Genomic DNA, 24,576 nt, shown 5'->3' on the forward strand with positions numbered 1-24,576 from the left:
CTAAAAGTCGATCATGAGTGATTTATTATCTCCTCCTTCACCTGAACTGGATGAAAGCCATTTTACAAAATTGGCCCATTACGCCAAGCAACTCGGTCGCGCGCCCCAAGCCCGACGCTTGTCGATGAAAACGGGCGAGCACAGGTCTCGCCAAAAAGGCCATGGTATGGAAATGCTAGAATTACGCCCCTACCAAGCCAGTGATGATTTACGTCATATTGATTGGCGTGTCACCGCACGCACAGGGCAAGCCCATACCCGTTTATATGCTCAAGAGAATGACCACCAGCGCATGTTGCTGGTGGATCTCTCTCATAATGCCTATTTTGCAACCCGCCATACTTTTATCGCCACTCGCCTAAATCAATTGGCTGGATTGATTGCTTGGCGCTCCATGCAACAAGGGGACAAACTAGGCTATCGCCTCAGTTACGGGCAGAAGGATTTTTATGGACAAGCCAAGCAAGGCATCGCCACCTTAATCCAACAATTAGTCGATGCGTGTCGGGTCCATCACAGACAATCGACAAAAGAAAGCTTAGCTATCTGGCAGCACCCCATGATCACCAGCAAGGTCCACAATCAAGACATTATTATCCTGACTGACCACCAAGAAATCCCTCTTGCAAGTGAAGTAGCTTTGCAATCTTTAGCCAAGCACAATCATGTACATTGGGTGCAAATCATTGATAGTCAGATGTTCAACTTGCCCTCAGGGCACTATCAATTTGCTGACCCGCAAGGGACTCAGTCGGTACAGGTGAATCGCTCTAGTCAACAAAAAGCCAAACAGAACTATTTCTCGCAGAATACCAAGGTGCGACAAAAGCTTGCTCGCATGGGGGTGCATTATCAGCTATTTGATATTAACGAACCTCCTGAGAACATCGCCCGCAGTCTACTCAAGCAAGGAGCGCTGCGCTGATGGCAACTTCACAAATGCACCAGACCTTAGAATTACCTCACAAGGCTTATCTACTGCCTGAAGCCATTCCGATGTGGCCACCCGCTTGGTGGACTTGGCTCGTCTTGTTGACATTCATCCTCTTCATAGCACTCATGGTCTTTGGTTTGCTTCGTCGCCACCAAAAACGCGGCTATCGCCGTGAGGCACTGACCCAATTAAGCCAAGCGCAGATGAGCTTATCCAATCGTGACACCATAGTGCTGTGCCATGAATTAATTCGCCGCTGTTTAGTCACTGAGAGCAAGATGGATCTGGCCTCTCAACCTGCCCCCAAACTCATTGAGCACCTTGATCAGCAACTCAAATCGGGAAAGCGTTTTGCCGACTTGGACCCAAGTTTTATTGATGGCCCGTATCGCCCTCACCTTGAGCTATCTCAAGCGCAACGTAATGCTATTATCCAAACCACCCAAGATTGGATAAGGAAACATCATGCTTGAACTTAACTGGCCTTGGTTCCTTATTATCCTTCCTCTGCCCTTGCTGATGTATTTCTTACCTAGCAAGAACCAACAACAAAGCAGCATTTGGTGGCCCAGCACGGAGCTTTTAGCTCAACATCAAGAAGCAACTCAACTGAGCCCCAAGTTTAATACCAGCCTGCTTTTGCTGGCTCTGGCTTGGATCGCCTTAGTATTCGCAATAGCTCGACCAAGTTGGCTAGGTGAGCCGACGCAAGTTACCCCATCAGGCCGAGACCTTCTAATCGCATTGGATTTATCTGGCAGTATGCAGGTAACAGACATGAGTCTTAATGGAGAAAGCGCAGATAGATTAAGTGTGGCTAAGTCTGTACTAGCGGACTTTATACAGCGTCGTCGTGGCGACCGCGTCGGCATCATAGTGTTCGGTTCAAAAGCCTATCTACAAGCCCCATTAAGCTTTGACACCACCACCATCAACCAACTGGTACAAGAAACTCAAATCGGTTTTGCAGGAGAGAAAACGGCCATTGGTGACGCCATAGGTTTGGGAATAAAGCAGCTTGAGAACAAACCCTCGGATCAGAAAGTTTTAATTTTGATGACAGATGGCGCCAATACCGCTGGTCGAGTTCAGCCCCAACAAGCAGCGAATTTCGCCCACTCTCAGCAGGTTAAGATCCACACCATCGGCATAGGTGCTGATCAGATGCAGGTGCAAGGATTTTTTGGCCCTAAAAGCATCAACCCTTCCGCCGATTTGGACGAAGCCTTACTGAAGAATATTGCTCAGCAAACTGGTGGAGAATACTTTAGAGCGCGCAGTACTGCTGATTTACAAAGCATCTACAACATTTTGGATCATTTAGAACCCACACCATCGGAAGATTTGTGGCAAAGACCAAAAACCGACTTTTTTCGTTATTTAGCGATGTTGGCGTTAATATTTTTTGCGCTTGCTTTAGTGGTTAGCAAGCAGTTCCAATGGCGATTAAAGGTGCGTTCATGACACTATTCGATAGCCTACATTTCTCACACCCTTTATGGTTATGGCTCATCCCCATTATTTTAATCATAGCCTTGCTTAGCCAACGACAAAGCCAGACAACTCATGGCTTACGAAAGCTGGTGGACCATAAACTATTAACCCATCTAGAACTGACCAATACTCAGACCAAACTCCCCATGCGCCTTACCTTAGTCAGTGTTTTACTTTGCTGCCTTGGTTTGGCAGGCATTAGTTGGACCAAGGCCTCAACCCCCTTATACGAAAGCACCAGCAAAACGGTATTAGTAGTGGATCAGTCCCTATCCATGTTTTCTACCGATGCCAAGCCAAATCGCCAGACTCAGCTAAAGCAAACCGTACGGGATATTTTAGAGCGCACGCAAGAAGGCGACATTGCCTTAGTCGCTTTTGCCGGCGAAGCCTATGTGATCAGCCCCTTTAGTCAAGATAGGGAAACCATCACGCACTTTTTGCTGGCTCTCGATCCCTTGATCATGCCAGTTTATGGCAGCCAACTTAGCCAAGGCATAGAAGCCGCTTTGAAGCTAAGCACGGATCCGAACGAATCTCTTCACCTGATTGTCTTTACCGATGATATTAATGCTCAAGACCGTCAAAGCATCGAGCCATTACTAGAAGATCGCTCGGTCACTATAGATGTGATTGCCATTGGCAGCCAACAAGGGGCCAGTATCAAGCTGCCCGATGGACGCCTGCTAAGAAGAAACGGTCAAGCTGTTATCGCTGGCACTCCCATCGATGCCCTGCAAGATTTTACCCAACAGCTAGGCGGGAATTTCTATCAAGCAAGGCTCTCCCCTTCACAAATCAGCGCCATTACTCAACCTTTATTGCCATCTAAACATCTTGAAGAAAGCCATACCAACAGCATTCAGTGGCAAAGCCAAGGCCATTGGTTTGCACTGCCTTTATTACTTTGTCTGGCCTTAGCGTTCCGCAAAGGTATGTTTATCATCCTGTTTGTTGGGCTACTATCTTTCCCAAATGATAAGCTATTGGCCAGCCCATTGGACTGGTTTTTAACCCCAGATCAAAAAGGCCAACAAGCAGTCAACCAAGGAAATTGGCAAGCCGCTCAAGAACACTTTGAAGCCCCTAAATGGAAAGCGGCTTCAGCCTATGCGCTAGAAGATTACCAACAAAGTATCGACGCGCTACAAGGGCTTAATAAAAATGCCAGCGAACACTACAACCTAGGCAATGCCTTTGCTTTAAATGGCAATATCGAGCAAGCCATTAAGGCTTACCAAACAGCACTGGAGCTGGACCCTTCTTTGCAACAGGCGAAAGAAAACCTAGAGTACTTACAAAAACGACAAGACCAACAAGCGCAACAATCCCAACAAGAACAGGACTCGAACACCTCACAAGAATCCTCCAAAGACTCTTCCCAAAGTGACTCGCAACAAAACCAGCAGCCCTCAAATAAGGACCAGCAGGACTCTGACAGCGACAACCAAGAGGATTCCTCACAAAAAAATGATGAAAAACAAGACAAGCCGTCTGGGTCAGAGGATAATAAGCAGGATGAACAGGCCTCTCAGTCTGAACAAGCAACAAATGAAACACTGGATAAAGAGCAAACCCAAGCGCTTAACCAGTGGTTAAGACAGATACAAGATGATCCAGGCTCACTGTTACAGCGTAAGCTCTGGTATTTACATCAAGAAAAACGCAGCACTTCGCAATACAGACAAGAGGATGGGCAAAACCCGTGGTAATCCCCCAACTTAACAAAGTAAAAGCACTCATCTTCAGTTTGCCCAACCGCGTACTGATTTTGCTGTTTCTACTTAGCGTCGGTCAAGCAAGTTATGCCGCAAGCGTTACCGCCTCATTAGACAAAACCACCAGTGTTGAAAACGAAGTGGTGCAACTGACGTTACGAGCAGATTTCACCAATACTGGGAATGGCCCCGAGCTAGACGCTTTAAAAGAGAATTTTGAGATTCTGGGCAAAAGCCAAAACAGTCAATTTAGTTTTAACCTAGGCACCAACACGGCCTTGAGTTATTGGATCGTTTCCTTAATGCCAAAGTCTGTTGGTGTGATTGACATTCCCGCCATCAAAATCGGTGACCATCAATCTAACCCTTTAAAACTGACGGTAAAAAACTCTCCTCAGCTCTTAGATAGTCATGGCAATCCTCCTGCCATGATTAAAACTCAGGTGTCGGAAGTCGAGCCCTACTTGCAACAGCAAGTCATTTTATCCGTCAAACTCTATACCTCAGTGGCATTGCAAAACGCCAACCTGTCTGTGCCTTCTCATCCAGATTTAATCATCGAGCAACTAGTTGATGACCAGATGAGTTATGAAACCATCAATGGTACGGATTATCAGGTACTTACCCGTGAGTATTTGGCGTTTCCACAACGTAGCGGCTTATTAACCATTCCGGTACAAACCATTCAAGCCATGATCAATACCAATACTGGCAGGAGAATGATCAAGGTACAAAGCGAACCTCTCGCTCTACAGGTTTTGCCTATTCCAGCCAGTTACCCATCCGATAATTGGCTGCCTAGTGAGGCGGTCACCGTCACCACCAAGCTAACCAGTACAGTGGAGCAACCTAGGGTGGGTGACACCTTAATTTGGGATATAAAAATTCAAGCCAAAGGGGCGCTGCCAGAGCAAATTCCCACCATGGCCTTTAACAGCACCCGCGCTTATAAGCTTTACCCAAAGCCTGCGGAATTTAACACCCGCAAAACTGCCCAAGGCATTACCGGTCAGCTCAACATGAGCATTGAAGTGGTGCCAACAGAAGAAGGGCAAATTTCGCTCCCCAAAATAACGGTTCCTTATTGGGACACAGAACAAAGAGTGATGCAAAGCGCCCAAGCCAGCACTAAAACTTTGCACATCAACCCTTTGCCAGATAGCTCGCAAAAAGCGCCATCTCCTGAAGCGACGGCCAACACCACACCCTTGCCACCCCAGTCTCGCTCTGTTGCCCCCATTTCCCTTAACAAGCCTAATCCAGTAACGGGTCAACCCCCTGTTACGGAAACAGTAACGGACACAAGCTCTGTTGTCGCAGCCACTGGTTCAACATCCAACATTAAGCGCTATCTTATTATCGCCCTAATTGCCTCTTCCCTTGCCATGGTGGCCTTATGGTTTTATCTAAAACGCAAATCACCTAGCTCCCCAAGCGAGCCGAATGTACCGACTTTGCAGGACTTTGCGCCCCTTAATACACCTGACGAGAAAAGCGCTTACGCGAACCTTATTGCTTGCTGTCGCGACAACCAGTTGACTGAACTGCGCGCTCATCTACTCGAATGGGCTCGCCATCGCTGGGGAGATGAAGAAATTACCAGTGTTGACGACATTAAACGCTTAAGCGCTTCTGTCAGCCTAACCCAATTATTAATGGAAGCCGAACTGATGATGTATTCACAAAACACTCATCATCAGTGGCTTGGCAACCCCCTTGCCGAAGCATTGCAAGAGTTTACCAGTGGTGAAGCCAAGCCATCACAGGCCAGCCAATTAAAAACCCTTTATCCCAATTTCTAAAAGGGTTAGGGTTTAACAATCACTCAATAATTCAGAGGTAGAACTAGTCACCATGAGCGCCCCCTTCCAAACTGGCATTATTGCTGAAGCATCCAGCGATGCGCTATTCATTACCCTAAACGCTGACCATGAACGTCTAACTGATATTAAGTCCGCTTTAACAAATTACCCAGCAATCGTGAAGCAACTACAAGAAGACTACCCAGAGGCAGAGTTACACGCGGCCTTTGGTATCAGTCATTTAATTTGGGATAAGTTAGACGATCAACGTCCTCTGCATCTGGCACCTTTTCCTAGCTATCAAGGCCCAGATGCTAATATTGTCGCCACCGATGTGGACCTCGTTTGGCACATACGCTCTCAGCGCAAAGACATTACCTATATGCTAGCGCAACAACTGTTTGATGCTTTTGCCGGCAGCGTCACTGTGGTTGAAGAAGTTAGCTGTTTTAAATACTTGGACAATCGTGATCTAACAGGCTTTGTTGATGGCACTGAAAACCCTTCCGGTGATGCCAAAAAAGACGTCGCCCTAGTGGGAGAGGAAGACCTTACTTTCAAGCATGGCTCTTACTTCAACCTCATGCGTTTTGTTCATGATTTAGGAAAATGGCAACAACAGGATCTGAAAAGCCAAGAAGATACTTACGGTCGTACTAAACAGGACAACATAGAATACCCTGGTGACAAAAAGTCTCTGCACGCGCACACCAAGCGCACCTCACTAAAAGATGCTGAGGGTCGCTCTATTGAGATTCTGCGCCATAGCATGCCATTCGCCTCGTTGGCAGAAAAAGGCTTAATGTTTGCCAGCTACAGCAAGACCCCACAAGCTTTTAACCTGATGCTTGAAAGCATGGTTCTTGGGGATGAAGATGGCCATACAGACCACCTCATGAAGTACACCACCGCCACCACAGGGCAAGCGTTCTTTGTGCCAGCCAATTCTTGGTTTGAAAACCTAAGCCACTAAAGCATACTTTTCTATCAGACATAAAAAACCCTCTTAGGTGCAAACCTAAGAGGGTTTTGTTTATGCGTTAACAACGCAAGGAGTTAGCGCTCGATTTCTGCACTCGCCTCTAACAAGGTTTGTTGAGACAAGGTATTCATGGAAACCTGAGTCTGGTTTAGATAATTTTGATAAGCCAACTGCTCTTGCTCTTCAGGCGCTTCAGCACCCTCTACAACTGTATTAAGTCGAATCAATACCAGATCACCACTTGCAAGAGATTTAACTTCTAAAGAAGGCTCTCCTTGTGGGTGAGGTAGAGTAAAGGCTAGAGAAGCCATTTCATCTTGCCCACGACTCGCCAGCTCAACAGATGTCCATTGGGTATCCGCCGCTTGCTTGGCCGACTCTGCCTTAGTTTGCAACGATGTCACCGCTTTTTCCTCAACGACACTTGAAGCCACCAACTCTTTGGTTTCTTCAAAGCTTTGTACCGCTTCTGCTTTGTGGTCGTTAAGGCGAAGCACCATTACCTGATCATCGCTCAGTTCAATTAGATCACTGTTTTGACCATCTTCCAGCACTGCCACACCATAAGCCGCCGCAATCACTAACGGGTTATCAGTCAGCTCACTACCTGAAGGGTTACGGCCAAAGTAATCACTTTGCTGAACCTCTACACCATATTCATTAGCAATTGGCGCCAAACGATCACTGGCGTAAGCCAAATCCGTAATGTCTTCATGGGCTGTCAGTAACGCATCACGAGCTTTCGCTTGTAACAATGTTTCAGTCAGTTCTTGACGCATATCTTCTAAAGTCGGGGCATCAGCACTGGCGATATCCACTAACTTGATCAGCTGAATACCGTACTGGGTCTCAACAGACTCAACATCACCTTTGTCCATGGCAAATAATTTTTCTTCGAAATCATCACCAAAGCTGCCTTTAGTAATATAACCTAGGTTACCGCCATCATTTTTAGAGCCGATATCATCGGAATATTCTGCTGCAAGTGCGGCAAAGTCTTCACCTGCGGCTAGCTTAGTTTCGATTTCAGTCAATAATTGATCCGCCTCTTCCTCACTGCGATCTGATGTTTCAATCAGAATGTGAGAAGCCAATCTTTCTTCTTGAACCGTTCCTGCTAAAGAAGCTTGGTAAGCTTCATTTAACTCAGCATCCGTTACGTTCACATCGTCATAAAAATCAGCAGATGACACCACTACATAGTCAATTTTGACTTGCTCAGGCGTTTTAAAGCTTTCTTTATGGGCATCATAGTAGGCTTGTAGTTCTTCGTCCGTTACGCTGGTTTGCTCTGCTTCATCAGCAAGAGAAAAGGTAACATAGTCATAACTACGTTGTTGTGATTGCAATGCTGACACCGCATTCACTTGATAAGGTAAGACAAACTCAGAGCCAGCAACCGCGTTACGAGTCTGCTGAATTAATACGTCTTGTTTTATACGCTCTTTAAATGCCAAAGGTGTATAACCTAAGGAACGCACAAAGTTTAAATATTTGTTTTGGTCAAACTGATTAGCGGTCTGAAACTGCTCAGACTGCACTATGTAAGAATCGACTTGGGCATCAGAGACACCTAGACCAAGCTTATCAGCTTGGCTTGCGAGTACGGCACGCTGGACCAATTCATCCAAAGCACGACGTTGCAGCAAGTTCTCTTCTAATAGGGCCGGATTGATCTGACCATTCATCATAGAAATTAATTGACGACGCTGAGTTTCAGCACCTTGCAACATTTGAGTACGGGTAATGTCCGTGCCATCTACACTGGCAACCGTATCGGAAGTAGTAAAACTGTTGACCAAGGCATCGACGCCAAATAGAGCAAAAGTCACAACAATAAAACCAACAATGATCTTGACCACAATACCTTGTGACTTATCTCTTATATCTTGGAGCATTACTGCCTCCATAATTAAACATGATTTACAAATAAAAAAGGTGTATCCCGCTCGGAATACACCTTTTGTATCTAATGGCGGAACAGACGGGACTCGAACCCGCGACCCCCTGCGTGACAGGCAGGTATTCTAACCAACTGAACTACTGCTCCAAAAAATTAATTAACAGCGTCTTTAAGACCTTTACCGGCTTTAAAACCAGGAACCTTAGCTGCTTTAATTTGAATTTCCTCACCCGTTTGAGGATTACGGCCAGTACGTGCCGCACGTTCTTTCACTGCAAAAGTACCAAAACCCACTAGTGTAACCTGGTCACCTTTTGCCAAAGCCGCTTCAATTGCTTTTAGAGTAGCGTCAAGAGCATTGCTCGCAGAAGCTTTAGATAGATCTGCAGACGCTGCAATAGCATCAATCAATTCAGATTTGTTCACGTTGTACCCCTTCAGTATTTTTGTGGTTCCTTAGTATTATTTTTTCGGCGCTATGTAGGCTACCGATAAGGCCGAGCTAGAAGTTATACAAGCCCAGCCTATTCCCTGTCAACACAGAGTATACCTAATGATGACTTACAGTTTCTTGTTCATCAACAGTTTTTTCCTTAGAAGCCAATGTTTCTACCTTTTTTGGCGAAGGAATGTACTCTAATGCTACGTCCAGCACTTCATCAATCCATTTTACTGGAATAATGTCAATGTCAGCCTTGATATTATCTGGAATTTCTTTCAGATCACGGGCATTTTCTTGCGGTATGATCACCGTTTTAATACCACCTCTGTGAGCCGCTAGGAGCTTCTCTTTCAAGCCACCTATCGGTAAAACCTCACCACGTAGGGTAATCTCACCTGTCATCGCCACAGAGGCCTTAACAGGGATCTTCGCCAGCACGGACACCATAGCAGTACACATCGCCACACCAGCACTTGGGCCATCTTTAGGCGTCGCACCTTCTGGCACGTGCAAATGCAGGTCAATTTTTTCATGGAAATCTTCATCAATGCCAAGACCTAACGCTCTACTGCGTACAACCGTTAAGGCCGCCTGAATAGATTCTTGCATGACATCACCAAGAGAGCCGGTTTTTACATGACGTCCTTTACCCGCCACACCAGCCGCTTCAATGGTCAATAATTCACCACCAACAGACGTCCAAGCCAAACCCGTTACCTGACCGATTTGATTTTTCTCTTCCGCTTTGCCGTAGCTAAATTTACGCACGCCCGAGAAGTCTTCTAGGTTCTCAACTGTCACATCAACAGCCTGGACCTTCTTAGCTTTACTCAACGCTTGCTGCTTCACCACACGGCGACACACTTTACTCAACTCACGCTCTAAACCACGCACACCTGCTTCTTTGGTGTAGTAACGGATAATATCCATTAGCGCATCATCACTGACCGATATTTCCGCTTCTTTCAAGCCTGCTAGCTTCACTTGTTTTGGTAACAAGTAGCGTTTCGCAATATTGAGTTTTTCATCTTCGGTGTAACCTGGAATGCGAATCACTTCCATACGGTCTAGCAGTGGACCTGGAATATTCATACTGTTTGAGGTACAGATAAACATCACATCCGACAAGTCGTAATCCACTTCCAAATAATGGTCATTAAAGGTGTGATTTTGCTCAGGGTCTAGCACCTCTAGCAGTGCAGACGCTGGGTCACCACGCTGATCCATGCCCATTTTGTCGATTTCATCGAGCAAAAACAGTGGATTTTTCACCTTCACTTTCGATAATTTTTGCAACAACTTACCAGGCATGGAGCCAATATAAGTACGACGGTGACCACGAATCTCCGCCTCATCACGCACGCCACCTAAAGCCATGCGTACATATTTACGATTAACTGCTTTAGCAATGGATTGACCTAGGGAGGTTTTACCCACCCCTGGCGGTCCAACCAAACACAAGACTGGCCCTTTCACTTTTTTAACTCGCTGCTGAACGGCTAAAAACTCTAAAATGCGCTCTTTCACATCTTGCAGACCGTAATGATCCTGATTCAACACTTTTTCAGCGTAAGCTAGGTCATTGCGTACTTTACTACGCTTTTTCCAAGGCAAGCACACTAACCAATCAATGTAGCCACGCACCACAGCCGCCTCTGCCGACATCGGCGACATCATGCGTAATTTTTTCAGTTCGGCTTCCGCTTTCTCAGTGGCTTCTTCGGACATGCCAGCATCGGTAATTTTCTCCTGCAGCATATCTAACTCGTTGCCGCCGTCGTCCATGTCACCCAGCTCTTTTTGAATAGCTTTCATTTGCTCATTCAAGTAGTACTCGCGCTGGCTTTTCTCCATCTGTTTCTTGACACGGCTACGGATATTCTTTTCGAGATGGGCAATGTCCAGCTCGCCATCCATCAAAGAAATTAAGTACTCGCCACGCTCGACTAAGGAAGCGATCTCAAGCACTTTTTGCTTGTCTTCAAGCTTCAAGCTCATGTGGCTAGAAATGCTATCAATCAGTTTTGATAGATCGTCAATGGATTTAACGGAGGTGACAACTTCGGCAGGAATGCGCTTACTTCCAGCGACGTATTCATCAAGCTGCTTTAACAAAGCATGACGAATCGCACTAAATTCACTCTGATCTTCTTCGTCTGTTAGTAAATCACTAACATTACCTACAACAAATTTTTCACCCTCTTCCATGGATTCAAGGGTGGCACGCTTCACACCCTCTACAAGCACTTTTACCGTGCCATCAGGTAGGCGAAGCAGCTGCATAACTTTTGCAACAGTACCAATGTTATAAAGATCTTCTAACAGAGGATCGTCTTTAGAGGCGTCTTGTTGAGCCACTAAGAAGACTTGTTTGTCATCTTCCATAGCAGACTCTAATGCCGCAATGGATTTAGCGCGCCCCACAAACAAAGGCAACACCATATGGGGATAAACCACCACGTCTCGTAATGGCAGCATAGGTATGCGTGATACTTCTGACATATATTCTTCCAATCTGGGCGCCTCAAAACAAGCGCACTTTATATATTCAACTAGGATTATCAAAGAGATAAGGACGAACAATGAAAATACAAGCGTTCATCCGCGTTGAATTTGCTTGAACATCGAATTACTTTCAGTACAGCACAAAAAAAGGCCGAAATTAAGTGTTTCCACTCAACTTCGGCCTTTTAATTAAGCCTATTACCGAAAAATTAACCGTTCTTAGCTAATTCTTCTTTTTCCAGCACCATCAAAGGTGAAGACTCACCACGAATAGATGGGCCGTCCATCACAACTTTCACGACATCATTGCGGGTCGGCAGATCGTACATGGAATCCAACAAAGCAGATTCTAGAATGCTACGCAAACCACGAGCACCTGTTTTGCGCTCAAGCGCCAAACCTGCCGCTTCACGTAAAGACTCAGGCGTAAATTCTAACTCTACGCCTTCTAGCTCAAACAAATGCTGATACTGTTTCGTCAATGCGTTTTTCGGTTCACTCAAAATAGTCATTAGGGCTTCTTCATCCAGCTCAGAGAGCGTGGCCACAACTGGCAAGCGACCCACGAATTCTGGAATCAAACCAAATTTAACCAAATCTTCCGTCTCTACACGGTGTACAGCTTCGGAGAAGGATTTACCTTCATCTTTGCTTTTCACCTTCGCAGAGAAGCCAATACTACTTTTCTCGGTACGCTCGCTAATAACGCGCTCAAGGCCCGCAAAAGCACCACCACAAATAAACAAGATATTAGAGGTATCTACCTGCAAGAATTCTTGTTGTGGGTGCTTACGTCCACCTTGCGGCGGAACAGAAGCCACTGTACCTTCAATAAGTTTCAATAGCGCTTGCTGAACACCTTCACCCGATACATCACGAGTAATAGATGGGTTATCAGATTTTCGAGAAATCTTGTCAATCTCATCTATGTAGACAATGCCACGTTGAGCTTTTTCGACATCATAATCACAATTTTGCAAAAGCTTCTGAATGATATTTTCAACATCTTCACCCACATAACCCGCTTCGGTGAGCGTGGTTGCATCAGCAATGGTAAACGGCACATCAAGGACACGCGCTAATGTTTGCGCTAGTAAGGTTTTACCACTACCGGTTGGACCAATTAGCAAGATATTACTCTTGCCCAATTCGATGCTGCCATCAGTTTTACCTTGATGACGCAAACGTTTGTAATGGTTATATACCGCAACAGCCAGCACTCGCTTAGCCTTGTCTTGGCCAATAACATAATCATCCAACGCCGCACTCAACTTAGCAGGTGTTGGCAACTCATCTTCCGCTGCGCCTCCTTCAACCGTCGCTTGAGATAGCTCTTGGGTAATAATGTTGTTGCACAAGTCCACACATTCATTACATATATAGACAGAAGGTCCCGCTATAAGTTTTTTAACTTCGTCTTGGCTCTTTCCACAAAAAGAGCAATACAATAACCGATCTGAGTGGTCACCACGGCTAAAATTATCGTCCGACATTTATTCCACCCTTTTTAAACTGTACGTTTCTGTAAAATATCATCAATTAGGCCGTATTCTTTTGCCGTCTCCGGATTCATAAAGTTATCACGGTCTGTATCGATAGCAACGGTCTCAATGTCTTTACCCGTATGGAAAGAGATAATTTCATTCAGCTTATGCTTAATACTAAGAATTTCGCGCGTATGAATTTCAATATCAGACGCTTGGCCTTGATAGCCACCTAAAGGTTGGTGAATCATCACGCGAGAGTTTGGCAAGCAATAACGCTTACCCTCTGCACCAGCCGTCAACAATAATGCACCCATGCTAGCCGCTTGACCAATACACATAGTACTCACGTCTGGTTTAATAAACTGCATGGTATCGTAAATAGACATACCTGCTGTCACCGAACCACCAGGAGAGTTAATGTACAAATGAATATCTTTATCTGGATTTTCAGACTCTAAAAACAGTAATTGAGCCACGACTAAATTGGCCATGTGATCTTCAACTTGACCAACTAAGAAAATCACTCGCTCCTTCAACAAACGCGAATAAATATCAAAAGATCTCTCGCCACGGGCTGTTTGCTCAATAACCATAGGAACAAGGCCATTACTTGTAATTGCAACTGGGCCTGTAGTTGGATTCGTCAAATTCATATTGCATTCCTTAAAAGCAAAAAAAGCCGACATAACATTTGCTATGTCGGCCCTTTATTAAAAAGATAAGCTAGCGCTTATGCTTCTTCCCCAGCTTCTTCAGCTTGGGCATTTGGCTTGATAGCATCTTCATAACCCAAAGTTACTTCAGTAACTTGAGCAGATTCTAACAGTTTATCAACAACTTGCTCTTCAAGTACAGCAGATTGCACCTGAGCTAGTTGCTCTTTATTCTTCAAGTAGAACTCAATCACTTGCTGCGGCTCTTGGTAAGCTTGCGCCATATCTTCAAGGAAGGCACGAACACGCTCATCATCTACTTTCAATTCGTTTTGCTTGATCACTTCAGAAATCAGAAGACCAAGTTTAGCACGTTTTGTCGCTTCTTCTTGGAACAATTCTGCAGGTAATTGGGAAGCATCAAAGCCTTCACCACCAAATTGCTGAGCCGCTTGCTTGCGCAATGCGTCAACTTCTTGATCTACAACAGACGCTGGAACTTCAACTTCGTTAATAGACAATAGGCCGTCAAACAAAGCGTTTTTCAACTTAGCTTTGATTGCTTGGCTCAATTCACGGTCCATGTTTTTCGTTACTTCTGCACGCAAAGCATCAACGGTCGCTTCAGCTAGGCCGAATTTTTCAACGAAAGCATCGTCGATTTCAGGAATAATTTGCTCAGCTACTTCAGATACTGTGATCTTGAAGCTTGCTTCTTTACCCTTCAAGTTTTCTGCTTGATAATCTTCTGGGAAAGTGACAGTGATCGTACGCTCTTCACCTGCTTTAGCACCTTCGATACCGGCTTCAAAACCAGGAATCATAGTGTTAGAACCCAATACTAATTTGTGACCTTCAGCAGCACCACCTTCAAAGGCTTCATCACCTAGGTAGCCAACAAAATCGATTGTCACTTGGTCGCCGTCAGCTGCTTCACGCTCAACTGCAGACCAGTCTGCATTTTGCTTACGTAGAGTTTCCAACATTGTGTCAACGTCAGCATCGGTTACTTCAGAAACAACACGCTCAACAGCGATTGTAGAAGCATCAGCTAACGTAATTTCTGGGTAAACTTCAACTTTGGCAGTGAATTCTAGATCAGCACCTTCCGCAAAGTTTTTTGGCTCAATGCTTGGCATGCCAGCAGGCTGGATAGATTCAGCTTGCAAAGCTTCCATGTAAGCATCACGCATAATTTGCTCAACAGCTTCCATACGGATACTTTGGCCGTAGCGTTTTTTTACCAAACTTACTGGTACTTTACCTTTACGAAAACCATCAATACGAACTGTTTTCGCAGTTTTAGCCACTTCAGAACTTACTTTTTCTTCGATACGAGCAGCAGGAACACTAATGGTTAAAACGCGCTCAATTGGAGACGTTGTCTCTACAGAAACTTGCATAAAACTTCCTCACGGGAACTAGCTTTATTTGCCAATCTTACGACAAGGTAACTTGGACCTTGAACAAGCGTAAATCAGCAAAACCTAAAAATTTAAACGCATAAAGTAATGGGCTGAAATGGCGCTCCGTACTGGATTCGAACCAGTGACCTACCGCTTAGAAGGCGGTTGCTCTATCCAGCTGAGCTAACGGAGCGAAACTCATTACATTTCGTGTGGTGGGCTATTATAGGGATGGAATAAGAATCGTCAACCAATTGACCTAAAAAAGCCTATAAATCATAGGCAAAATACGTTTATCACCACAAAGGTGAAGTTTCGCCTTAAAATATCGTCAACTGGACTCTTTAGGTGGGCGCTCGGGGATTATCCTTAGAGACTCAAAAGCACCTTAAACGAATACTCTATGTTATTCTTAGTGGAAACCCTTAACGGATACTGCCACCATTTTATGTCAACTCATTACGCGACTTTCTCACTCGCCATCAAAGACTTTGCTTTGAGCGCTTATGAGCGCTTTAAAAACAATAACGCTCAGCAAAGAGCCGCCCAGCTAACACTTTCAAGCTTGCTCGCAGCCGTACCTATCCTGACCATTATTCTTGGTATACTCAGCTTCACCCCTACCCTAGAACAAATGCAAAACCAGCTCTTTAAGCTGATTGAACAAAATTTAGCGCCAGGCTCAAGTGATGTTGTCATCCCCTATTTATTACAGTTTTCAGAGCAAGCTAAAAACTTACCTGTCGCTGGGCTTATCATGCTATTTCTCACCGCTCTGTTACTGCTCAATAGCTTCGAAGGCAGCGTGCAATCCATTTGGGGCATCACCAAACCAAGAAAGATACGTGAAAGACTACTAACCTATTGGGCCATTTTGACTTTAGGCCCTATTTTGTTCGCTTCTATTATTAGCCTGCACGGCACTTTGATATCTTTGCAGATTCAGCAAGAAGAAATAAACCTACTGCTTAATTACCTTATTAAAGCTGGACGAGTATTACTTTATTTCCTCATGCTCCTGACCCTTAATTTCTTAACCCCTAATGCAGATGTCTCAATAAAATGGGCCGCCTGTGCCGCGGCGATAGGTACGATTGGTTTACTCGTGCTTAATTTAGTTTTTAGCTCCTTTGCTCAGCTTTTTGCGAGCTATCAAGTGGTCTACGGCGCCTTTGCCGCACTGCCCATATTCTTAGTCTGGTTACAGTCAACCTGGTTAATTATTCTTGGTTCAATTTGTTTGTGCGCCACATTCCACCACATTAAGGCTTAGCATCAAGGTAAGTTTAAGGTAAAATTGCGCGGATTTTTTAACAAGGCCTCCCATGAAAAACACTATCAACGACCTAAACACTCTTTTAGCAGAAGCTGATTGCCTGATTAACGAAAACCAAATCAACGCAGCCCTGGACACCATGGCCACGCAGATCACTGATGATCTGGCCGATAAATTACCCTTAGTGCTATGTGTCATGAACGGTGGTTTAATTCCAACAGCTGACCTAATTAGTCGACTAAACTTTCCACTCGAGCTCGATTACTTACACGCGACTCGCTATGGCATGGAAACCGAAGGCTCGGCTCAATTAAAGTGGCTTAACTACCCACAATCAGACATTAAAGGGCGTGATGTTTTAGTCGTTGATGACATTTTTGACCAAGGTCATACTTTACAAGCCATTATCAAATGGCTGGAAGAGCAAGGTGCTAACCGCGTCTACACAGCAACTGTTATTAATAAGCTACACGATCGTAAAGTTGATATGACACCAGACTATATTGGTGCTGATGCTGAAGACCGCTTCCTATTTGGCTACGGCATGGATTACAAAGGTTTCTTTAGAAACGTGAAAGGTATTTACGCGGTAAAAGGCAGTTAAGCTAATTACACTCAAAAATTTATACGCAAAAAAAACGCTTCAAAATTGAAGCGTTTTTTTATGTCTGTAGACTTAAGACTCTTAAAATACTCGGTTAAAACCATTCAACGCCGCAACACGGTAGGCTTCAGCCATAGTTGGGTAGTTAAAGGTTGTATTCAAGAAGTACTTCAAGGTGTTTTGCTCGCCCGGCTGCTTCATGATGGCCTGCCCGATGTGTACGATCTCGGAAGCTTGGTCACCAAAACAGTGGATACCTAAAATCTCTAACGATTCACGGTGGAAGAGGATTTTCAGCATACCAACCGCTTCATCAGTAATTTGCGCACGAGCGGTATTTTTAAAGAATGCGCGACCTACTTCGTAAGGCACTTTTTCCGCTGTCAATTCCGCTTCGTTTTTACCCACAGAACTGATCTCAGGAATGGTATAAATACCGGTCGGTACTTCACTGATAAATTCACCGCCCTCAGCACCAAACATATTTGCCGCGGCAGCTCGACCTTGATCATAAGCCGCACTAGCAAGACTTGGCCAACCGATCACATCACCCACTGCAAAAACATTGTCTACTTTGGTTTGATAAGTATCGTTGACTGCAAGTTGACCACGGCTGTTCACATCGAGACCAATAGCATCTAAACCAAGACTGTCTGTATTACCGGAGCGACCATTACAAAATAACAATGCATCCGCTCGCAGTTTTTTGCCAGAGACCATGTTCATCACAACGCCACGCTCTGAAGTTTCAACTGACTCATAAGTCTCGTTATCACGAATTAACACACCGTTATCACGCAGGTGATAGCTTAGGGCATCGGTAATTTCGTCATCCAAGAAACTCAGCAACTTCTTGGCGGGGTTAATTAGCTCAACACGCACACCTAATCCACAGAAAATAGAAGCGTATTCACAACCGATCACACCCGCACCATAAATGATAAGAGAGCGTGGTGTGTGGTTTAAGCTCAGAATAGTATCTGAGCAGTAAATGCGAGGGTGTGTAAAGTCGATATTGGCAGGACGATAAGGGCGTGAACCTGTCGCTATCACAACTTTGTCTGCCACCAATAGCTCTGGACCACTTTCGTAAGTATTCACTTCGATAGTGTTAGCATCTTTGAACTTACCACGACCAAAAAAGATATCTATCCGATTTCGTGCATAGTATTCGGTACGTCCCATAACCTGCTTATCAATAACTCGATTAGCACGATCCAATACTTTTGGAAAAGAGAACCAACGCGGCTCACCGATATCACGGAACATTGGGTTAGTGTTAAAGGCAATAATCTCTTTAACCGCATGACGCAAGGCTTTGGAAGGTATCGTTCCTAAATGGGTGCAACTACCGCCTACTTTAGGACTGGCCTCTATGACGGCCACTCGCTTGCCCGCTTTCGCAGCATTCATTGCAGCGCCCTCACCTCCAGGCCCTGTACCCAACACTACGACATCATAATGTCTCGTCGTCATAACATCCCCTTAAATTAAATTATTTCGATGCATCGTAAAACGAAGTCATTGACGTATCTGTGCCAGTGGACTTTTGATTTTCTTCGTCACACTTACCTTTGTCACCGCCACAGATATCACAAGCGACTTCCATGCCAAGCGAACTCATACCGCCACATGAACCTGAAATGGGCTTACGCCCCATCAAAACACCGACGGCCATCGCGGCCACTAAAACCAACATAAGAGCGAAAGCCAGTACAATTGTTAGCATGTTAAATCCCCTAAAATGAAATCGTTATTTGGTTAGTCATTCAGATAATGCTGAAAAGCATCAGAAGAACGTTCGTCATAACCAAAATCTGTTTTTACTAATAGATAAGCCGCAACACCATTTTCCTGAGCAAACGTTAGACCCTTCTCTGGTCCTAATACGGTAATGGCTGTTGCCAAACCATCTGCCATGGTGGCGGTCTTATCAATGACCGTCACTGACACTAATCTATGTGTCACGGGACGGCCTGTAATCGGGTTAATGGTATGAGAGTAACGCACACCATTTTTTTCAAAGTAATTACGGTAATCCCCAGAAGTGGCGATAGCAATGTCATCTGCCGCTATGATTTTCTTAGCGATTGTATGACCGCCTGCTGGGCTTTCAATGGCTACTTGCCAAGACTCACCTTCGGGCTTAAAGCCTTTTGATCTAATTTCACCACCCACTTCTACTAGATAGCTTTCTATCCCATGATTCTCTAGGGCTTCTGCCACTTTGTCTATGCCATAACCCTTGGCAATAGAAGACAGATCAATATAGACATTTTTTTGCTTGCTTAATTGGTTATTCTCCAATTGAATGGATTGATAACCAATTCGCGCTTTTGCCTGCTGAATTTCGGCATCCGTAGGGACTTTATCTTCACGTTTACCCGGACCAAAGCCCCAAAGGTTAACTAATGGTCCTACTGTAACATCATACTCACCGCCGCTCATCTGGCTGATCAGTAACGCCTTATCGATAACGTAGGCCAAACCAGAGCTAATATCTTGCACTGAGTTGGCAGGCAGTTTATTTAAATTAGACAGTTCTGAACTCGGGTCATAGGTCGACATGTGCTTGTTCACACTCAACAATACGTCGTCGACATCACTCTTAATGCCCCAAGGGTTTTCAATCTCTTCTGTTGTATAAAACTTAACCGTATAAGTTGTCCCCATGGTTGGGCCAGAGAAGCTCACCAGTTCTGGAGTAAAACTTGTTAAACGATACACCACTGCAAGAATAATAAGCAGTAAGGCGGGTAACCATATTTTTTTACGCATACATCTTCTTTTTCAAAATTAATAAATAAAGACCCACCAATTGGTGGGTCTTTATTTTCAACTACTAGCCACCGAAATCATCCAATAGGATGTTTTCTTTTTCGACACCTAGGTCTTCAAGCATTTTAATCACGGACGCATTCATCATTGGCGGCCCACACATGTAGTACTCGCAATCTTCAGGCGCTGGGTGATCTTTCAGGTAGTTATCATACAAGACATTATGAATGAAACCTGTTTTACCTTCCCAGTTATCTTCTGGTTGAGGATCCGATAACGCCAAGTGCCATTCGAAGTTTTCATTCTCTTCTTGCAACTTGTCGTATTCATCCATATAGAAGGCTTCACGTACACTACGTGCGCCGTACCAGAATGACATCTTACGGGTAGAGTTCAGACGTTTAAGTTGGTCGAAAATATGTGAACGCATTGGCGCCATACCAGCACCACCACCGACAAATACCATCTCAGCATCCGTGTCTTTAGCGAAGAACTCACCAAATGGACCGTATACTTTGATTTTATCGCCTGGCTTAAGGCTGAACACGTAAGAAGACATTTGACCTGGCGGCAAATCATCTTTACCTGGTGGTGGCGAAGCAATACGAATATTGAACTTCACGATACCTTTTTCTTCAGGGTAGTTCGCCATAGAGTAAGCACGGATAACAGGTTCAGTAACGGTAGAAGAGAACTTCCACAGATTGAACTTATCCCAATCGCCACGGTACTCTTCTTCGATATCGAAATCTTTGTAGTGCACAGTGTGCACAGGCGCTTCTAGCTGAACGTAACCACCAGCACGGAAATCAACGTTTTCGCCTTCTGGCAATTTCAACGTCAATTCTTTAATGAAGGTAGCCAGGTTCGGGTTAGACTCAACCGTACATTCCCAAGCTTTAACACCAAATACTTCTTCTGGTACCTCTACGTCCATGTCCTGTTTCACAGAAACCTGACAAGACAAACGGTAGCCTTCTTTTTCGTCACGGCGAGTAAAGTGTGATTGCTCAGTCGATAGCATAGAGCCACCGCCGCTTGTCACTTTACATTTACACTGGGCACAAGTACCACCGCCACCACAAGCAGACGACAAGAAGATGCCGCTGTTTGCTAATGTTTGCAATAACTTACCGCCAGCAGGGGCAGTAACTTCTTTTTCACCATTGATGCGAATTGTAACGTCACCAGTACTTACCAATCGAGCGCGGGCAGCAAGGATAATTGCCACTAACGCTAGAACGATAGCTGTAAACATTACCACACCTAGAATAATCTCTAAGTTGACCATGTTAGTTAAACCTTATTCTTGGTTGTCCAACTGAGCAGCCTATTACAGCTGCACACCAGAAAATGACATGAAACCTAAGCTCATTAGACCTACTGTGATAAACGTGATACCAAGACCACGAAGACCAGCAGGTACATCTGAATATTTAAGTTTCTCCCGAATACCAGCTAGGGCAGCAATCGCAAGCGCCCAACCAACACCAGCACCAACACCGTAAACCAAACTTTCACTGAAGTTATAGTCACGCTCTACCATGAACAAAGATGCACCCATGATGGCACAGTTCACGGTAATCAATGGCAAGAATACACCAAGAGCGTTGTACAGCGCTGGCATATATTTATCTAACGTCATTTCCAATATTTGTACCACAGCGGCGATAACACCAATGTAGCTCAACAAACCAAGGAAACTTAGATCTACACCTGGTAAACCTGCCCACTCTAGTGCGCCATCAACCAATAGGTTTTGGTACAAAAGGTTGTTCAGTGGAACGGTAATTGCCAATACTACAACAACCGCAATACCTAGACCGATGGCCGTTTCAACTTTCTTAGATAGGGCCAAGAAAGTACACATACCAAGGAAGAACGCCAAAGCCATGTTTTCAACGAAAACAGCTTTTATAAATAGACTAATAAAATGTTCCATTTAGAGCGCCTCCTGAGCACGTGAATTCGGTGCAATCTTATACTCTGGGGCTTCAACTTGGTCAGTTTTGTAAGCACGTAGTGCCCAAATAACCAAACCGATAACGAAGAAAGCACTTGGTGGTAGCAACATCAAACCGTTTGGCTGGTACCAGCCGCCGTTTTGAACCGTTGCAAAAATTTCCACACCAAACAATTTACCCGCACCTAGAAGCTCACGGAAGAAAGCCACGATAATAAGCATGGCGCTGTAGCCAAGACCGTTACCGATACCATCCAAGAAACTCATGGCTGGGCCATTTTTCATAGCGAAGGCTTCCGCACGACCCATTACGATACAGTTCGTAATGATCAAACCAACAAATACTGACAATTGCTTAGAAATTTCGTAAGCAAAGGCTTTCAGTACTTGGTCAACCACGATTACCAAAGAGGCAATGATGATCATCTGCACAATGATTCGAATACTGTTTGGAATATGGCTACGAATGACCGCGATAAATAAGTTAGAGAACGCCGTTACCAAAGTAAGCGCGATCGCCATAACAAAACTTACGCTCAAGCTACTTGTTACTGCCAAAGCAGAACAAATACCCAGAATCTGTAGCGCAATCGGGTTATTCGAAAGGATTGGTCCAAATAGGACGTCTTTTACATTAGACATTATTGAGCTCCTTCACTACGCAGTGTAGACAAGAATGGCGCAAAGCCCTCTTCACCTAACCAGTATTGAACAAGATTGGTGACACCACGACTCGTTAATGTGGCACCAGACAAACCATCTACTTTATGTATTGCTTGTGGATCAGCGCTATCAACACCACCTTTAGCTAACTGAATAACAGCTTCACCTTGGTCGTTGTAGACTTTTTTACCTTCCCACAATGCTTTCCAGTTAGGATTATCTACTTCGCCACCCAATCCAGGTGTTTCACCTTGATCATAGAAGCCAAAACCAATAATGGTATCGAAATCATTCTCAAGGGCGATAAAGCCATACATAGTTGACCACAATCCGTAACCGTGAACAGGCAGGATAATGCGCTCAATAGAGTCATCCGCTGCTTTCACCAAATAAACAGACGCGAACTTAGCGCGACGTTTAATACTCGCCGGATCATTTACCAAAGCTTCAGACAAAGCTGGATCTTTAGCCGCGGCTTGTTGGTTATAAGTTTGAGGACTAATACCTGCTTGCTCAAGCTCAGCGTCAGTCGCAAATTGACCAGTAGCCATACTTACGATGCGCGTATCAACTGTTGCGAAGATTTCATCGACAGATTTACTAGCATCAAGCATGCCAGCTGCAGACAAGATATTACGCTTACGGTCTAAGTCTTGGTTGGTTTTCTGAATAGGCTTTAGACCTACTGCTGCTGCCGCAACAAAAATAGAACAAACCAAGCATAAAGACAGAGCAACAATAATGGTTTTTTTAATACTATCGTTATTACTAGCCATTGCGTGCAATCCTCCGTTTGATGTTCGCCTGAACTATAAAGTGATCAATAAATGGGGCAAACAAGTTCGCAAACAAGATGGCCAACATCATACCCTCTGGGTAAGCTGGGTTAACCACACGGATCAACACGACCATGACACCAATTAGCGCACCGTAGAACCACTTACCGCGACTCGTCATTGAAGCAGAAACTGGATCTGTTGCCATGTACATCATACCAAAAGCAAAACCACCCAAAACTAGGTGCCAGTACCAAGGCGTAGAGAACATTGGGTTGGTGTCTGAACCAATAAGGTTGAACAACAAAGACGTCAACACCATACCAAGCATGACACCAGCGACGATTCGCCAAGCTGCGATACGCATGATAAGCAAGGCACCACCACCGATTAGGATAGCCAGTGTTGACGTTTCACCCATGGAACCCTGAATGAAGCCGAAGAAGGCATCAGACCAAGCAACCGTTAGACCCGCAACGCCGTCTGCCGCCAACTGGCTTAATGCCGTCGCGCCAGAGAAACCGTCAACTGCTGTCCATACTGCATCACCAGACATGGAAGCTGGGTAAGCGAAGAACAAGAAGGCACGGCCAGCCAAAGCTGGGTTCAAGAAGTTTTTACCTGTTCCACCGAACACCTCTTTCGCCAATACCACACCGAAGGTGATACCTAGCGCCACTTGCCATAAAGGCACGGTCGCTGGCAAAGACAGGGAGAACAAGATAGAGGTAACGAAGAATCCTTCGTTCACTTCATGCTTACGCACGGAAGCAAACAAAACTTCCCAGAAACCACCAACAACAAAGGTCACTAGATAAACAGGCAAAAAGTACATTGCCCCGTAAATCATGTTGTCTATGATGCTGTCAGTATTATAGCTAGTCAGGGCACCAATGATGCCGTGACGCCAAGAGTCATCTGCAGTGACGCCCATTGCATCCATCGCAGTATTGGCTTGTAGACCGATATTGTACATACCGAAGAACATGGCAGGGAAAGTACACATCCATACCAGGATCATAATACGTTTCATATCAACCGCGTCACGAACGTGTGAACCATTTTTGGTCACAGAACTTGGACGGTAGAAAATCGTATCTACAGCTTCAAAAAGTGCGTACCACTTTTCGTATTTACCACCTGAATGAAATTCAGGTTCAATTTTATCGAGTACTTTTCTAAGCCCCATG

The 24,576-nt window shown here is 44.9% G+C and carries 22 protein-coding genes and 2 tRNA genes; 8 read left to right on the top strand and 16 right to left on the bottom strand.

The annotated features are described in order from the left end of the window. Positions 1-13 precede the first annotated feature (13 nt). From ABJF92_RS09900 to ABJF92_RS09925, 6 genes are read left to right on the top strand one after another with little or no spacing between them, the layout of a single operon-like run. The gene (locus tag ABJF92_RS09900; RefSeq protein WP_446815635.1) at positions 14-925 is read left to right on the top strand and encodes a DUF58 domain-containing protein; all 912 of its coding nucleotides are present in this window, start codon (positions 14-16) and stop codon (positions 923-925) included. Beyond that, entirely contained in the window at positions 925-1,407 is a 483-nt protein-coding gene (locus ABJF92_RS09905; protein WP_446815636.1) for a DUF4381 domain-containing protein, read from the top strand. The genes ABJF92_RS09900 and ABJF92_RS09905 overlap by 1 nt, the downstream gene beginning before the upstream one ends. Then, a complete protein-coding gene (locus tag ABJF92_RS09910) occupies positions 1,400-2,398 on the top strand; it encodes a VWA domain-containing protein (RefSeq protein ID WP_446815637.1) in 999 nt (332 codons plus the stop codon). The genes ABJF92_RS09905 and ABJF92_RS09910 overlap by 8 nt, the downstream gene beginning before the upstream one ends. Further along, positions 2,395-4,140 carry a VWA domain-containing protein gene (locus ABJF92_RS09915; protein ID WP_446815638.1) on the top strand — a complete coding sequence of 582 codons (1,746 nt, stop codon included), beginning with the start codon at positions 2,395-2,397 and terminating at the stop codon, positions 4,138-4,140. Before ABJF92_RS09910 ends, ABJF92_RS09915 begins: the two co-directional genes overlap by 4 nt. After that, the gene (locus ABJF92_RS09920; RefSeq protein WP_446815639.1) at positions 4,134-5,948 is read left to right on the top strand and encodes a BatD family protein; all 1,815 of its coding nucleotides are present in this window, start codon (positions 4,134-4,136) and stop codon (positions 5,946-5,948) included. Before ABJF92_RS09915 ends, ABJF92_RS09920 begins: the two co-directional genes overlap by 7 nt. A gap of 52 nt (positions 5,949-6,000) precedes the next feature. Then, the gene (locus ABJF92_RS09925; RefSeq protein WP_446815640.1) at positions 6,001-6,921 is read left to right on the top strand and encodes a Dyp-type peroxidase; all 921 of its coding nucleotides are present in this window, start codon (positions 6,001-6,003) and stop codon (positions 6,919-6,921) included. 83 nt (positions 6,922-7,004) lie between these two features. Here ABJF92_RS09925 and ABJF92_RS09930 read toward each other — a convergent pair whose 3' ends face one another. The 8 genes from ABJF92_RS09930 to ABJF92_RS09965 all read right to left on the bottom strand — a co-directional run bounded on the left by ABJF92_RS09930 (position 7,005) and on the right by ABJF92_RS09965 (position 15,519). Further along, positions 7,005-8,828 (bottom strand): SurA N-terminal domain-containing protein, encoded by a 1,824-nt coding sequence (locus ABJF92_RS09930; protein ID WP_446815641.1) that lies wholly within the window; start codon positions 8,826-8,828, stop codon positions 7,005-7,007. A gap of 75 nt (positions 8,829-8,903) precedes the next feature. Then, positions 8,904-8,980, bottom strand: a tRNA-Asp gene (locus ABJF92_RS09935). A 6-nt stretch (positions 8,981-8,986) separates the two neighbouring features. Continuing rightward, positions 8,987-9,259 (bottom strand): HU family DNA-binding protein, encoded by a 273-nt coding sequence (locus ABJF92_RS09940; RefSeq protein WP_012069435.1) that lies wholly within the window; start codon positions 9,257-9,259, stop codon positions 8,987-8,989. A gap of 124 nt (positions 9,260-9,383) precedes the next feature. Next, on the bottom strand, positions 9,384-11,777 hold the full coding sequence (gene lon / locus ABJF92_RS09945; protein WP_446815642.1) for an endopeptidase La: 2,394 nt from the start codon (positions 11,775-11,777) through the stop codon (positions 9,384-9,386). Between the two features lie 212 nt (positions 11,778-11,989). Continuing rightward, complete coding sequence (clpX, locus tag ABJF92_RS09950; protein WP_446815643.1) at positions 11,990-13,273, bottom strand: ATP-dependent protease ATP-binding subunit ClpX; 1,284 nt, start codon at positions 13,271-13,273, stop codon at positions 11,990-11,992. Positions 13,274-13,287: 14 nt separating this feature from the next. Continuing rightward, positions 13,288-13,920 carry an ATP-dependent Clp endopeptidase proteolytic subunit ClpP gene (gene clpP / locus ABJF92_RS09955; RefSeq protein ID WP_446815644.1) on the bottom strand — a complete coding sequence of 211 codons (633 nt, stop codon included), beginning with the start codon at positions 13,918-13,920 and terminating at the stop codon, positions 13,288-13,290. A 77-nt stretch (positions 13,921-13,997) separates the two neighbouring features. Beyond that, entirely contained in the window at positions 13,998-15,323 is a 1,326-nt protein-coding gene (gene tig / locus ABJF92_RS09960) for a trigger factor (protein ID WP_446815645.1), read from the bottom strand. 119 nt (positions 15,324-15,442) lie between these two features. After that, positions 15,443-15,519 (bottom strand) — tRNA-Arg (locus tag ABJF92_RS09965). 255 nt (positions 15,520-15,774) lie between these two features. Between ABJF92_RS09965 and ABJF92_RS09970 the strand changes: the two genes are divergently transcribed. Both ABJF92_RS09970 and ABJF92_RS09975 read left to right on the top strand, forming a co-directional pair. Then, on the top strand, positions 15,775-16,599 hold the full coding sequence (locus ABJF92_RS09970) for a YihY family inner membrane protein (RefSeq protein WP_446815646.1): 825 nt from the start codon (positions 15,775-15,777) through the stop codon (positions 16,597-16,599). A gap of 52 nt (positions 16,600-16,651) precedes the next feature. Then, a complete protein-coding gene (locus ABJF92_RS09975; protein WP_446815647.1) occupies positions 16,652-17,206 on the top strand; it encodes a hypoxanthine-guanine phosphoribosyltransferase in 555 nt (184 codons plus the stop codon). Positions 17,207-17,287: 81 nt separating this feature from the next. On the opposite strand, the gene sthA is transcribed toward ABJF92_RS09975, so the two are convergent. The 8 genes from sthA to ABJF92_RS10015 form a co-directional block, all read right to left on the bottom strand. Continuing rightward, the gene (gene sthA, locus ABJF92_RS09980; RefSeq protein ID WP_446815648.1) at positions 17,288-18,682 is read right to left on the bottom strand and encodes a Si-specific NAD(P)(+) transhydrogenase; all 1,395 of its coding nucleotides are present in this window, start codon (positions 18,680-18,682) and stop codon (positions 17,288-17,290) included. Between the two features lie 19 nt (positions 18,683-18,701). Beyond that, entirely contained in the window at positions 18,702-18,935 is a 234-nt protein-coding gene (gene nqrM, locus ABJF92_RS09985) for a (Na+)-NQR maturation NqrM (RefSeq protein ID WP_446815649.1), read from the bottom strand. A gap of 32 nt (positions 18,936-18,967) precedes the next feature. Next, on the bottom strand, positions 18,968-19,984 hold the full coding sequence (locus tag ABJF92_RS09990) for an FAD:protein FMN transferase (RefSeq protein ID WP_446815650.1): 1,017 nt from the start codon (positions 19,982-19,984) through the stop codon (positions 18,968-18,970). Positions 19,985-20,048: 64 nt separating this feature from the next. Next, positions 20,049-21,275, bottom strand: a complete 1,227-nt coding sequence (gene nqrF, locus ABJF92_RS09995) for an NADH:ubiquinone reductase (Na(+)-transporting) subunit F (protein ID WP_446815651.1) — start codon at positions 21,273-21,275, stop codon at positions 20,049-20,051. Positions 21,276-21,317: 42 nt separating this feature from the next. After that, a complete protein-coding gene (nqrE, locus tag ABJF92_RS10000; protein WP_445974857.1) occupies positions 21,318-21,926 on the bottom strand; it encodes an NADH:ubiquinone reductase (Na(+)-transporting) subunit E in 609 nt (202 codons plus the stop codon). Further along, complete coding sequence (locus ABJF92_RS10005) at positions 21,927-22,589, bottom strand: NADH:ubiquinone reductase (Na(+)-transporting) subunit D (RefSeq protein WP_446815652.1); 663 nt, start codon at positions 22,587-22,589, stop codon at positions 21,927-21,929. Further along, positions 22,589-23,386 (bottom strand): Na(+)-translocating NADH-quinone reductase subunit C, encoded by a 798-nt coding sequence (locus ABJF92_RS10010; RefSeq protein WP_446815653.1) that lies wholly within the window; start codon positions 23,384-23,386, stop codon positions 22,589-22,591. Before ABJF92_RS10010 ends, ABJF92_RS10005 begins: the two co-directional genes overlap by 1 nt. Then, complete coding sequence (locus ABJF92_RS10015) at positions 23,379-24,575, bottom strand: NADH:ubiquinone reductase (Na(+)-transporting) subunit B (RefSeq protein WP_446815654.1); 1,197 nt, start codon at positions 24,573-24,575, stop codon at positions 23,379-23,381. The genes ABJF92_RS10010 and ABJF92_RS10015 overlap by 8 nt, the downstream gene beginning before the upstream one ends. Position 24,576 lies beyond the last annotated feature (1 nt).

It is taken from the genome of Marinomonas sp. (assembly GCF_039940335.1).
Lineage (GTDB): Bacteria > Pseudomonadota > Gammaproteobacteria > Pseudomonadales > Marinomonadaceae > Marinomonas.